The sequence below is a fragment of the Mesorhizobium sp. M0771 genome (assembly GCF_040320155.1).
Classification (GTDB): domain Bacteria; phylum Pseudomonadota; class Alphaproteobacteria; order Rhizobiales; family Rhizobiaceae; genus Mesorhizobium.
The window spans coordinates 101,866-114,094 of record NZ_JAMYPC010000010.1 but is presented as its reverse complement, the minus strand read 5'-3'; the positions used below and the strand labels follow the sequence as shown (position 1 = coordinate 114,094).

Below are 12,229 nucleotides of genomic sequence, written 5' to 3'. Positions count from 1 at the left end.
AATCATGGCCAAAAAATCCTTCTTTTGCATCGACGGCCATACCTGCGGCAATCCGGTGCGGCTGGTCGCCGGCGGCGGTCCCTTGCTCGAGGGTTCGACGATGATGGAGCGGCGGGCGCATTTCCTGGCGGAGTATGACTGGATCCGCACCGGGCTGATGTTCGAGCCACGCGGCCACGACGTCATGTCGGGCTCGATCCTCTATCCGCCGACGCGCGAGGATTGCGACATAGCCATCCTGTTCATCGAGACGTCGGGCTGCCTGCCGATGTGCGGCCACGGCACGATCGGCACGGTGACGATGGCCATCGAACATGGGCTGATCAAGCCGAAGACACCCGGCGTGCTCCGGCTCGACACACCGGCCGGGCTGGTTATCGCCGAATACAAACAGGTCGGCGACTATGTCGAGGAGGTGCGCATCACCAATGTACCGTCCTTCCTTTATGCCGAGGGACTGACGGTCGACTGCCCGCAGCTTGGCGAGATCACTGTCGATGTCGCCTATGGCGGCAATTTCTACGCCATCGTCGAGCCGCAGGCGAATTTTCGCGACATGGCTGATTATTCCGCCGGCGATTTCATCGCCTGGAGCCCTGTGGTGCGGCAGCGGCTTAACGAGAAGTACTCGTTCGTGCATCCGGAAAACCCCGGCATCAACCGGCTGTCCCACATGCTGTGGACGGGCAAGCCGACGGTGGAGGGGGCCGACGCACGCAACGCCGTCTTCTATGGCGACAAGGCGATCGACCGTTCACCTTGCGGCACCGGCACCTCGGCGCGCATGGCGCAGCTCCATGCCAAGGGCAAGCTCAAGGCCGGCGACAGTTTTGTCCACGAATCGATCATCGGCTCGCTGTTCAAGGGCAAGGTCGAGAAGGACGTCACTGTTGCCGGCAAGCCGGCCATCATTCCCTCGATCGGCGGCTGGGCGCGGATGACCGGCCTGAACACCATATTCATCGACGACCGCGATCCGTTCGCGCACGGTTTTGTGGTTAAGTGATACGGTAGGCTGCCGATCATCCACCGAGACGAAGACTTGGACCCAGAGCGGGACCTCTTGGCGAAACCAGTCAGCGAAAGGTTAGCGCGTTGGGCGAGGCATCCACCGCCATAGTCGGAAGTAACCCATGTTGCAGCTGGTCAGTACGGAATGTGGCTAAAAAAGAAACCCGCCAACAACGCAAAGATTCGTCTCATCACCTAATTTTGACCGGGATTTCTTCGAAATGAGGTCGCTGGTCCGGCTGAATCGTCAAAGACATTGCGTTATGCCAATGATAGGGTCCGCGATAGTCCAGGGGTCGGGAGCAAAAAAACGGGCAATCGGAAGGCGTGCCGGCAAAACACGCTCGACGTTTGAAAAATCACGTTGCAATCCAGGCTCGAAACTTTACGACTAGGGGAAATACGAAAAGGAATGCGTCTGCATGGGCGACATTCCAGGGGAGCCATGTACACATGCAGTACTTTGTCCAGCAGCTTATCAATGGGCTGACGCTGGGATCGATCTATGGGCTGATCGCAATCGGCTACACGATGGTCTACGGCATCATCGGCATGATCAACTTCGCCCACGGCGACATTTTCATGGTCGGGGCATTCGCCGCCCTCGTTGTCTTCCTCATCCTCGGCTCCTTGTTCTATTCGGTCCCGGTCGTCCTGGCGCTGCTGATCATGATGATCGTGGCGATGCTGCTCACCAGCCTCTACAACTGGACGATCGAGAAGGTGGCCTACCGGCCGCTGCGCGGTTCGTTCCGGCTGGCGCCGCTGATCACCGCCATCGGCATGTCGATCGCGCTGTCGAACTTCATCCAGGTGACGCAAGGTCCGCGCAACAAGCCGATCCCGCCGATGGTCAGCCAAGTCTACAACATCAACGGCATCAGCGTGTCGCTGAAGCAGATCATCATCGTCGTCGTCACCGCCCTGCTGCTGGCGCTGTTCTGGTACCTGGTCAACAGGACTTCCCTCGGCCGGGCGCAAAGGGCGTGCGAGCAGGACCGCAAGATGGCGGCGCTGCTCGGTGTCGATGTCGACCGTACGATCTCGATCACCTTTATCATGGGTGCAGCGCTTGCGGCCGTCGCGGGCACGTTGTTCCTGATGTATTACGGCGTCATCGCCTTTTCCGACGGCTTTGTGCCGGGGGTCAAGGCCTTCACCGCGGCCGTTCTCGGCGGCATCGGGTCTCTGCCGGGCGCGGTGCTTGGCGGGCTTTTGATCGGCTTCATCGAGAGCATGTGGTCGGCGTATTTCTCGATCGACTACAAGGACGTCGCGGCGTTCTCGATCCTGGCGATCGTGCTGATCTTCCTGCCTTCCGGCATTTTGGGCCGGCCAGAAGTCGAAAAGGTCTGAGACAATGGCGGTTTCCGTATCCTCGGAGCGCGACACCGTCGCCTCCCCCGTGCAGCGTGCATTGCGCGAAGCGTTCTATGCCGGCGCCATCTCGCTGGGGTTGTTCATTCTCTTCATCGGCCTGAAGACCGACCAGAACATAAGCAACCAGCTGATCCTGGTGCAGCGCTGGTTGCTGCTCATCACCGTGGTCGTGCTGACCATGCTTGGCCGCTTCTTCTACATTGCATATGGCCAGCCGTTCATGGCCAATCAGAAGATCACCAATGTCGCCACCGGCCTGTTGCCGGCGAGCGTCGCGTCGCGCTTCTTCCTGCTTCCGGCCTTCATCGTCGCCGTTGTGCTGGCGGTTGTCCTCGTTGCGTTCGGCAGCGCCCTGCCGGTGTTGGTGGGACCCGATCTGGCCGGCTACCTTCAGTTCCTGCGCGCATTGGCCGTCATTTACGCGCTCGCTTGCGTGATCTTCTATTTCCGCTCCTTCATCCACGCCAATTTCACCAAGCTCGGGATTGCGGCGCTGGTGCTATACCCGATCCTCGTCGTCGTGGTGCTGTCGATCTACGCGTGGTCGATAACCGGCGGCCTGCAGGGCTCGTTGAAGTGGGTCGACAATTTCGGCATCCAGATCCTGATCTATGTGATGCTGGCCTGGGGGCTGAACATCGTCGTCGGCCTCGCCGGCCTGCTCGATCTCGGCTACGTCGCCTTTTACGCGGTCGGTGCCTATGCCTATGCGTTGCTCGGTTCGCAATACGGCCTGTCGTTCTGGATCCTGCTGCCCGCCGCCGGCGCCATGGCCGCCTTCTGGGGCGTTATGCTCGGCTTTCCGGTGCTCAGGCTTCGTGGCGATTACCTGGCGATCGTGACGCTGGCCTTCGGCGAGATCATCCGCCTGGTGCTGATCAACTGGCGTGAAGTCACCAACGGCTCGGCCGGCATCTCCGGCATCCCGAAGGTCACCTTCTTCGGCCTGATGACGTTTAATTCGACCGACCCGAACTATATCGGCAAGGTGCTGCACATCGCCCAGTCAAGCGCCTACTACAAGATCTTCCTCTACTATCTCATTCTCGGGCTGGCGCTGCTGACCGCCTTCGTCACCATCAGGCTCAGGCGCATGCCTGTCGGCCGCGCCTGGGAGGCGCTGCGCGAGGACGAGATTGCCTGCCGCTCGCTTGGCATCAACACCACCACCACCAAGCTCACCGCCTTTGCCACCGGCGCCATGTTCGGCGGTTTTGCCGGCGCCTTCTTCGCCGCACGGCAAGGCTTCGTCAGCCCTGAATCCTTCGTCTTCCTGGAATCGGCGATCATCCTGGCCATCGTGGTGCTCGGCGGCATGGGCTCGCTGGTCGGCATCGCGGTCGCCGCGCTGGTGATGATCGGCGGCACCGAGGCACTGCGCGAACTCGATTTCCTGAAAAGTGTCTTCGGAAAAGATTTCACGCCGGAGCTTTACCGCATGCTTTTGTTCGGCATGGCGATGGTCATCGTCATGCTGTGGAAGCCGCGCGGCTTTGTCGGCAGCCGTGAACCGACGGCCTTCCTCAGTGAACGAAAAGCGGTCTCCTCCTCCTTCACCAAGGAAGGGCACGGCTGATGAGCGCGACCTCCATTCAGAAGACCAATCCGGGTATGAAAGACGCCATCCTCCAGGTCGAGCATCTTTCGATGAAGTTCGGCGGCCTGATCGCCATCGGCGATCTGTCGTTCCAGGCCAAGCGCGGCGAGATCACCGCTCTGATCGGACCCAATGGCGCCGGCAAGACCACCGTCTTCAATTGCATCACCGGCTTCTACAAGCCGTCGGAAGGCATGATTACGCTCAACCGGGCCGACGGCTCGAGCTTCCTGCTCGAACGGCTGCCCAATCATGAGATCCCGGCGCGCGCCAAGGTGGCGCGCACCTTCCAGAACATCCGCCTGTTCTCGGGCATGACGCTGCTGGAGAATCTGCTGGTTGCCCAGCACAACAAGCTGATGAAGGCATCCGGCTATACGATCCTGGGCCTGTTCGGGATCGGCGGCTACCGCAGAGCCTCGGCTGAATCGGTGGAGCTTGCCAAGCACTGGCTGGAGAAGGCCGATCTTGTCGATCGCGCCGACGATCCGGCCGGCGACCTGCCCTATGGCGCGCAGCGGCGCCTCGAGATTGCGCGCGCCATGTGCACAGGGCCCGAACTTCTGTGCCTCGACGAGCCTGCGGCCGGTCTCAATCCGAAGGAGTCGGCTGCGCTGAATTCGCTGCTGATGGACATCAAGAGCAGTACCTCGATCCTGCTGATCGAACATGACATGTCGGTGGTCATGCAGATTTCCGACCATGTCGTGGTGCTTGAATATGGCCGCAAGATTTCCGACGGCAGCCCGCAATCGGTGCGTACCGACCCGCGCGTCATCGCCGCCTATCTCGGCGTCGACGACGAGGAGGTCGAGACGGTGCTGACCGAGGTTGGCGATGAAGACGTCATCGAGCAGCTGGACATCGGGCCGGATTCGGCTCACGGACCAGGCACATCGTCTTCCTATCTCGCCGGCCCGGTAAGCGACACGATCGGCCACAGCCAGGGCGAGCGGGTCACAGTGTCGAAGGGAGCTTCAAAAGCCACCCAATACGATACAAGAGCCAACTCCGCGCCAAGAGCACCGTCCGAGCGTCTGACGGCCAAGTCCAAGCCGGCGGCCACCAAATCCCCGACAGGCAAGCCGCGCGGAGGGCGTAAGTGATGGCCGAGACAACGCTCCTCGACATCAAGGGCGTCGAGACCTACTACGGCAACATCAAGGCGCTGAACGGCGTCGATGTCCACGTCAACCAGGGCGAGATCGTCGCGCTGATCGGTGCCAACGGTGCCGGCAAGTCGACGCTGATGATGACCATCTTCGGTGCGCCGCGCGCTCGTGCCGGCTCAATCACTTTCGCCGGCACCGACATCACCCAGATGCCGACGCACGAGATCGCCCGCATGCGTATCGCGCAGTCGCCGGAAGGCAGGCGCATTTTCCCGCGCATGACGGTGATGGAAAACCTGCAGATGGGCGCCGGTCTCGACAATCTCAAGCACTATGACGAGGATGCCGAGAAGGTGTTCGCGCTGTTCCCGCGCCTCAAGGAGCGCATTGCCCAGCGCGGCGGCACGCTGTCGGGCGGCGAGCAGCAGATGCTGTCGATCGGACGTGCGCTGATGGCGCGGCCGAAGCTGCTGCTGCTCGACGAGCCGTCGCTGGGTCTGGCGCCGCTGATCGTCAAGCAGATCTTCGATGCCATCCGCGAGCTGAACCGCACGCAAGGGCTGACTGTGTTCCTGGTCGAGCAGAACGCCTTCGGCGCGCTCAAGCTCGCCACGCGCGGCTATGTCATGGTCAACGGCAACGTGACCATGAGCGGCACAGGCAAGGAATTGCTCGCCAATCCGGAAGTGCGGGCGGCCTATCTCGAAGGCGGCCATCACTGATTTTGGAGCGGAATGTATGCATACGGTATTCCGCTCCAACTTGTTTGTTTGTCGCATGACCTTTGTCCGAAAAGTCTGCAACTTTTCGGGATCATGCTAGGGAGTCTTCATCATGCAAGGCATTCTTCACGAGGAACCTTCCATCTGGCAGTTCTTCTTCGTCACCTGTCTGCTCGGCGGCTGGGCGGCATGGATGACCGGCAAGGCCAGCGCCCAGACATGGCGCAGCCTGCCGGCGCTGTTCGCCTATCTGCTGGGCCTCGGCATCGGCATCAGGTTCATCCATCATGCCTTGTTCGGCGGCACGATGTTTTCGCTGCAATACTATGTCGTGGACACAATCGTGCTCATGATATTGGGGTTTGTCGGCTATCAATACACGCGTACGAACCAGATGGTGACGCAGTATAATTGGCTTTACGAACGGGCTTCGATCTTAAGCTGGAAACCGAAAGGTTGACGTTCATCATTAACGCCGTTCCGGGGATGAATCGGCGTGACAAGGGCCTGAAAATCGGCAAAGTACGCTTTCTGCGATAAGGGTGGGCATCGCATGAAAGTTTCATCCACGCCCACCTCGTAAATGGGAGCGTTTAAATGAAGAAATCACTTTTGTCCGCCGTTGCCCTGACCGCGCTTGTCGCGTTCGGTGGCAATGCATGGGCTGACGTTATCGTCGGCGTCGCAGGTCCGATCACCGGTCCGAATGCGGCCTTCGGTGCGCAGCTGCAGAAGGGTGCGGAAGCGGCCGTTGCCGACATCAACGCCGCAGGCGGCATGAACGGCGAGCAGATCAAGCTCGAAGTCGGCGACGACGTCTCCGATCCGAAGCAGGGCATTTCGGTCGGCAACAAGTTCGTCGGCGACGGCGTGAAGTTCGTGATCGGCCACTTCAACTCGGGCGTCTCGATCCCGGTTTCGCAGGAAGTCTACGTCGACAACAACATCGTCGAAGTAACCCCGGCGGCGACCAACCCGAAATTCACCGAGCGCGGCCTGTGGAACGTGTTCCGCACCTGCGGACGCGATGACCAGCAGGGCGGCATCGCCGGCGGCTATATCGCGACCAACTTCAAGGACGCCAAGGTTGCCGTCATCCACGACAAGACCCCCTATGGTCAGGGCCTTGCCGACGAGACCAAGAAGGCGATGAACGCAGCCGGCCTGACCGAAGTCATGTACGAAGGCGTCAATGTCGGCGACAAGGACTTCTCGGCGCTGATTGCCAAGATGAAGGACGCCGGCGTTACCCTGATCTATTGGGGCGGCCTGCATACCGAAGCCGGCCTGATCATCCGCCAGTCGGCGGACCAGGGCCTCAAGGCTACCCTGATGTCGGGCGACGGCATCGTCACCGACGAGCTGGCTGCGATCGCCGGCGATGCGGTTATCGGCACGCTCAACACCTTCGGTCCCGATCCGCGCCTGATCCCCGAGAACAAGGCACTTGTCGAGAAGTTCCGCGCCCAGGGCTTCGAGCCGGAAGCCTACACTCTCTACTCCTACGCCGCCATGCAGGTGATCGCCGAGGCCGCTGCCGTGGCCAAGTCGAACGACCCCGTGGAAGTGGCCAAGGCGCTGCACGAGAAGGGCCCGTTCAAGACCGTTCTGGGCGATCTCGCCTATGACGCGAAGGGCGATCCGAAGCTCCCGGGCTACATCATGTACGAATGGAAGAAGGGTCCGGACGGCAAGATCTCCTGGTTCCCGAAGTCGTAATTCGGAACACAGCTCTATGGAATGCCCGGCGCTCGCGCCGGGCATTTTTCTTTGGTGACAGGGCAAAGCGAGGGTGGCTGGATAAGCCGCTAGCCGGGGTCGAATTTGTGCGGGCACGACAATTAGCGTCACCTCGCGACGCCAATCGCACGCAGCTTTTCGAGCAGAGGTGCTAGAATCCCTTTTAAATCGGTTTAATCTCTCCCCGATTTTGGTTGCACTGCAGCATTTTCGCGTTAATCATGCCTCTGCCCCATCCCTCCCTGTCCGGAGCCTCCTTCCTTGGCCATCACGAAGATCCTCGTCGCCAACAGGTCCGAAATTGCCATCCGCGTCTTTCGCGCGGCAAACGAGCTCGGCCTCAAAACCGTGGCGATCTGGGCCGAGGAGGACAAATATTCGCTTCATCGGTTCAAGGCCGATGAAAGCTACCAGGTCGGGCGCGGGCCGCATCTGGCCAGGGACATGGGGCCGATCGAAAGCTATCTGTCGATCGAGGAAGTGATCCGCGTCGCCAGGCTGTCCGGCGCCGACGCCATCCATCCGGGCTATGGCCTGCTGTCGGAAAGCCCTGAATTCGCAGATGCCTGCGCCGAGGCCGGCATCACTTTCATAGGGCCGAAGCCCGACACGATGCGCCGGCTCGGCAACAAGGTCGCCGCGCGCAATCTGGCCATCGAGGTCGGCGTGCCGGTGGTGCCGGCAACCGAACCGCTGCCGGACGACATGGAAGCAGTCAAGCAGCTCGCCAAGACAGTCGGCTATCCGGTGATGCTCAAGGCATCGTGGGGCGGGGGCGGGCGCGGCATGCGCGCCATCCGCACGGAAGCCGACCTCGCCCGCGAGGTGATGGAAGGCAAGCGCGAGGCCAAGGCCGCCTTCGGCAAGGACGAGGTCTATCTCGAAAAGCTGATCGAGCGCGCCCGCCATGTCGAGGTCCAGGTGCTTGGCGACACGCATGGCAACGCTGTACATCTGTTCGAGCGCGACTGCTCGATCCAGCGCCGCAACCAGAAGGTCGTCGAACGGGCGCCGGCGCCCTACCTCAGCGAGGCATTGCGCCAGGAGCTTTGCGGCTATGCGCTCAAGATCGCGCGGGAGACCAGCTATATCGGCGCCGGCACGGTGGAATTCCTGCAGGACGCCGACACCGGGAAATTCTACTTCATCGAGGTCAATCCGCGCATCCAGGTCGAGCATACCGTCACCGAGCAGGTGACCGGCATCGACATCGTCAAGGCGCAGATCCACATACTGGACGGCTTTGCCATCGGCACGAAAGAGTCGGGCGTGCCGGCGCAGGCCGACATCAGGCTGAACGGTCACGCGCTGCAGTGCCGCATCACGACCGAGGATCCGGAGCATAGTTTCATTCCGGACTACGGCCGCATCACCGCTTATCGCGAAGCCGCCGGTTTCGGCATCCGCCTCGACGGCGGCACCGCCTATTCGGGCGCGGTCATCACCCGCTTCTACGATCCGCTGCTGGAGAAGGTGACTGCCTGGGCGCCGACACCGGCCGAGGCGATCGCCCGCATGAATCGGGCCCTGCGCGAGTTCCGCATCCGCGGCGTGGCCACCAACCTCACCTTCCTCGAGGCAATCATCAACCACCCGCGCTTCGCCGACAATTCCTACACGACCAGGTTCATCGACACGACGCCGGAGCTGTTCGCGCAGGTGAAGCGGCAGGACCGCGCCACCAAGCTTCTCAACTATCTGGCCGACGTCAGCGTCAACGGCCATCCCGAAACCCGCGGCCGACCGATGCCCAAGACCGATGCGGCAGCGCCTGTCGTGCCCTATCTCAACGGCAATGTGCCTGATGGCAGCAAGCAGAAGCTAGACGCGTTGGGGCCGGAGAAATTCGCTGCCTGGATGCGTGAGCAAAAAGAGGTGCTTGTCACCGACACGACGATGCGCGACGGTCACCAGTCGCTGCTCGCCACCCGCATGCGCACGCATGACATTGCCGGCATCGCCGGCACCTATGCGCGGGCGCTGCCGCGGCTGCTGTCGCTGGAATGCTGGGGCGGCGCCACTTTCGACGTCGCCATGCGCTTCCTCACCGAGGATCCGTGGGAGCGGTTGAGCAAAGTGCGCGAAGCGGCCCCCAACCTTTTGCTGCAGATGCTTCTGCGCGGCGCCAATGGCGTCGGCTACACCAACTATCCCGACAATGTCGTGCAACATTTCGTCAGCCAGGCAGCGGCCGGTGGGGTCGACCTGTTCCGCGTCTTCGACTGCCTGAACTGGGTCGAGAATATGCGCGTCGCCATGGACGCGGTGGGCGCGGAGGGCAAGCTGGTCGAAGCGGCGATCTGCTACACCGGCGACATCCTCGATCCGGCGCGCGCCAAATACGACCTTAAATACTATGTCGGGTTGGCGAAAGAATTGCAGGCAGCCGGCGCCCATATCATCGCCGTCAAGGACATGGCCGGGCTTTTGAAGCCTGCCGCCGCCCGCGTGCTGTTCAAGGCGCTGCGCGAAGCCACCGACCTGCCGATCCATTTCCACACCCACGACACGTCAGGCCTGTCGGCGGCGACGGTGCTGGCGAGCGTGGAAAGTGGCGTCGACGCCATCGACGCGGCGATGGATTCCTTCTCCGGCAACACCTCGCAGCCTTGCCTGGGCTCGATCGTCGAGGCGCTGAAGGGAACCGAGCGCGATCCCGGCCTCGATCCGCAATGGATCCGCAACATCTCCTTCTACTGGGAAGCGGTGCGCAACCAGTATGCGGCCTTCGAAAGCGATCTCAAGGGGCCAGCCTCGGAAGTCTATCTGCACGAAATGCCGGGCGGCCAGTTCACCAACCTCAAGGAGCAGGCGCGTTCGCTCGGGCTGGAAACGCGTTGGCACGAGGTGGCACAAGCCTATCACGACGTCAATTTGATGTTCGGTGACATCGTCAAGGTGACGCCGTCGTCCAAGGTGGTCGGCGACATGGCGCTGATGATGGTGAGCCAGGATCTGACCGTTGCCGACGTCGAAAACCCGGCCAAGGACATCGCCTTCCCGGACTCGGTCGTCTCGATGCTGCGCGGCGATCTCGGCCAGTCGCCCGGCGGCTGGCCTGCGAAGCTGCAGAAGAAGGCACTGAAGGAAAGCAAGCCGATCACCGTGCGGCCGGGCTCGCTGCTCAAGCCAGCCGACCTCAAGGCCAGCCGCAAGGAGATCGAGCAGAAGCTGGAGCGCAAGCTCTCGGAGTACGAATTCGCCTCCTGGCTGATGTATCCGAAAGTGTTTACCGACTTCGCTGCCGCGCAGGAAACCTACGGGCCGGTCAGTGTGCTGCCGACGCCGACCTATTTCTACGGCATGAAGTCCGAAGACGAGATCTTCCTGGACATCGAAAAAGGCAAGACGCTTGTGGTGCGCTGCCTTGCGATCGGCGACGTCGATGAGAAGGGCATGGTCACCGTGTTCTTCGAGCTCAACGGCCAGCCGCGCCGTGTCCGGGTGCCAGACAGGGCGCATGGCGCCTCGGCGGCCAAGGCTCGGCGCAAGGCCGAGCCCGGCAACGAGGCGCATATCGGCGCGCCGATGCCGGGCGTGGTCTCCGCCCTTGCGGTTGCCGCCGGCCAAGCGGTCAAGGCCGGCGACGTGCTGTTGTCGATCGAAGCCATGAAGATGGAGACGGCCCTGCATGCCGAGCGCGACGGCACAGTGGCCGAAGTGCTGGTCAAGGCCGGCGATCAGATCGATGCGAAGGATCTGTTGATCGCGTTTGGCTGACGCGCGGATCCATCACACTGGGGACGGCTGGCAGCAGCCGTTGATGGAGCATCGATAATGGCTTGACCCGCCGCGCCTGCTCGGGCATCGAACCCGCTCCCAATTTACCGCGCCAGAATCGCGGTGCTTAAAAAGTAGCGGAGAAAAAACATGGCCGACGACATCACAGATACCAGCCAGACTGTTGCCGCCGGCCAGTTGCGCGCCTTCATCGAGCGCATCGAGCGGCTCGAGGAAGAAAAGAAGACCATCGCCGACGACATCAAGGAAGTGTTCGCCGAGGCCAAGGGCACCGGCTTCGACACCAAGGCGATGCGGTCGATCATCCGGCTGCGCAAGAAGGACCAGGCCGAGCGCCAGGAAGAGGAAACCATCCTCGATCTCTACAAGGCCGCGCTCGGCATGGTGTAAGGCTGTCTGGAAATTCTACTCCGGTTGATATCGCCGGAGCGAATTTCGAAACAGTCTCGGGCCAAGGAATGATGCTGGAACGGGCATCGAACAATGAGCGAATTCGACTTCGGCGCCCGCCGCGCCTCTGAATTCCGCCAACGCAGCTTCTGGGCGCTGTTCGCCGAACGGCATCCGGAGGAACGCGCTTCCATGGCGCGGCGCGGACCCTGGTTCTGGCAGCGCGGGCTGCCTGACTTCGCTCTGGTCCTGTCGATGTATGTCGCGCCGGCGCAAAGCCAAGTTGGCGTCTTTTTCGGCCGTAACGGGAAGTTCGGCGCGACCGGGGTCTGGTCGCGGCTGAAGCCGTTCCAACCGGCAATCGAAGACAGGCTGAAGCTCAGGCCGGAGCAGAGCTGCGAGGGCCTCGGCATCAATTCGATGTGGCGGGTGAACTGCTATGCCGAGGACAACTGGCCGGCCATGGCCGACTGGCTGGTGACGGAATGCTCGCGCTTCGAGCGCGCCGTCACCGACGTGCTGGGAGAGGGATAGCT

The 12,229-nt window shown here is 61.8% G+C and carries 9 protein-coding genes and 1 pseudogene; all 10 read left to right on the top strand.

Features of this window, described 5'->3' with window-relative positions; translation table 11 throughout:
• Positions 1 to 4: 4 nt before the first annotated feature.
• The gene (locus NKI05_RS17210) at positions 5 to 1,006 is read left to right on the top strand and encodes a 4-hydroxyproline epimerase (RefSeq protein ID WP_023755542.1); all 1,002 of its coding nucleotides are present in this window, start codon (positions 5 to 7) and stop codon (positions 1,004 to 1,006) included.
• Positions 1,007 to 1,464: 458 nt separating this feature from the next.
• Entirely contained in the window at positions 1,465 to 2,367 is a 903-nt protein-coding gene (locus NKI05_RS17205) for a branched-chain amino acid ABC transporter permease (RefSeq protein WP_023668715.1), read from the top strand.
• A gap of 4 nt (positions 2,368 to 2,371) precedes the next feature.
• On the top strand, positions 2,372 to 3,967 hold the full coding sequence (livM, locus tag NKI05_RS17200) for a high-affinity branched-chain amino acid ABC transporter permease LivM (protein ID WP_023668716.1): 1,596 nt from the start codon (positions 2,372 to 2,374) through the stop codon (positions 3,965 to 3,967).
• Positions 3,967 to 5,073: pseudogene (locus tag NKI05_RS17195) on the top strand (ABC transporter ATP-binding protein); the annotation flags it as partial. The gene livM and the pseudogene NKI05_RS17195, both read left to right, overlap by 1 nt.
• A 20-nt stretch (positions 5,074 to 5,093) precedes the next feature.
• On the top strand, positions 5,094 to 5,822 hold the full coding sequence (locus NKI05_RS17190; RefSeq protein ID WP_023668718.1) for an ABC transporter ATP-binding protein: 729 nt from the start codon (positions 5,094 to 5,096) through the stop codon (positions 5,820 to 5,822).
• Positions 5,823 to 5,934: 112 nt separating this feature from the next.
• Positions 5,935 to 6,282: a DUF6867 family protein gene (locus NKI05_RS17185; protein WP_023668719.1), complete on the top strand. Its 348-nt coding sequence runs from the start codon at positions 5,935 to 5,937 to the stop codon at positions 6,280 to 6,282.
• A 137-nt stretch (positions 6,283 to 6,419) separates the two neighbouring features.
• Positions 6,420 to 7,541, top strand: coding sequence for a branched-chain amino acid ABC transporter substrate-binding protein (locus NKI05_RS17180; RefSeq protein ID WP_023668720.1), 1,122 nt, complete (start codon positions 6,420 to 6,422; stop codon positions 7,539 to 7,541).
• A gap of 282 nt (positions 7,542 to 7,823) precedes the next feature.
• The gene (pyc, locus tag NKI05_RS17175; RefSeq protein WP_352792727.1) at positions 7,824 to 11,282 is read left to right on the top strand and encodes a pyruvate carboxylase; all 3,459 of its coding nucleotides are present in this window, start codon (positions 7,824 to 7,826) and stop codon (positions 11,280 to 11,282) included.
• Between the two features lie 150 nt (positions 11,283 to 11,432).
• On the top strand, positions 11,433 to 11,693 hold the full coding sequence (locus NKI05_RS17170; protein WP_023668722.1) for a DUF2312 domain-containing protein: 261 nt from the start codon (positions 11,433 to 11,435) through the stop codon (positions 11,691 to 11,693).
• Between the two features lie 93 nt (positions 11,694 to 11,786).
• Positions 11,787 to 12,227: a hypothetical protein gene (locus NKI05_RS17165; RefSeq protein ID WP_023688925.1), complete on the top strand. Its 441-nt coding sequence runs from the start codon at positions 11,787 to 11,789 to the stop codon at positions 12,225 to 12,227.
• Positions 12,228 to 12,229 lie beyond the last annotated feature (2 nt).

Bases quoted from the DNA above. Each gene is read 5' to 3' on its own strand.
- NKI05_RS17180 (WP_023668720.1), top strand. From the start codon at position 6,420: ATGAAGAAATCACTTTTGTCCGCCGTTGCCCTGACCGCGCTTGTCGCG.
- NKI05_RS17170 (WP_023668722.1), top strand. From the start codon at position 11,433: ATGGCCGACGACATCACAGATACCAGCCAGACTGTTGCCGCCGGCCAG.
- NKI05_RS17190 (WP_023668718.1), top strand. From the start codon at position 5,094: ATGGCCGAGACAACGCTCCTCGACATCAAGGGCGTCGAGACCTACTAC.
- NKI05_RS17165 (WP_023688925.1), top strand. From the start codon at position 11,787: ATGAGCGAATTCGACTTCGGCGCCCGCCGCGCCTCTGAATTCCGCCAA.
- NKI05_RS17185 (WP_023668719.1), top strand. From the start codon at position 5,935: ATGCAAGGCATTCTTCACGAGGAACCTTCCATCTGGCAGTTCTTCTTC.
- livM (WP_023668716.1), top strand. From the start codon at position 2,372: ATGGCGGTTTCCGTATCCTCGGAGCGCGACACCGTCGCCTCCCCCGTG.
- NKI05_RS17205 (WP_023668715.1), top strand. From the start codon at position 1,465: ATGCAGTACTTTGTCCAGCAGCTTATCAATGGGCTGACGCTGGGATCG.
- NKI05_RS17210 (WP_023755542.1), top strand. From the start codon at position 5: ATGGCCAAAAAATCCTTCTTTTGCATCGACGGCCATACCTGCGGCAAT.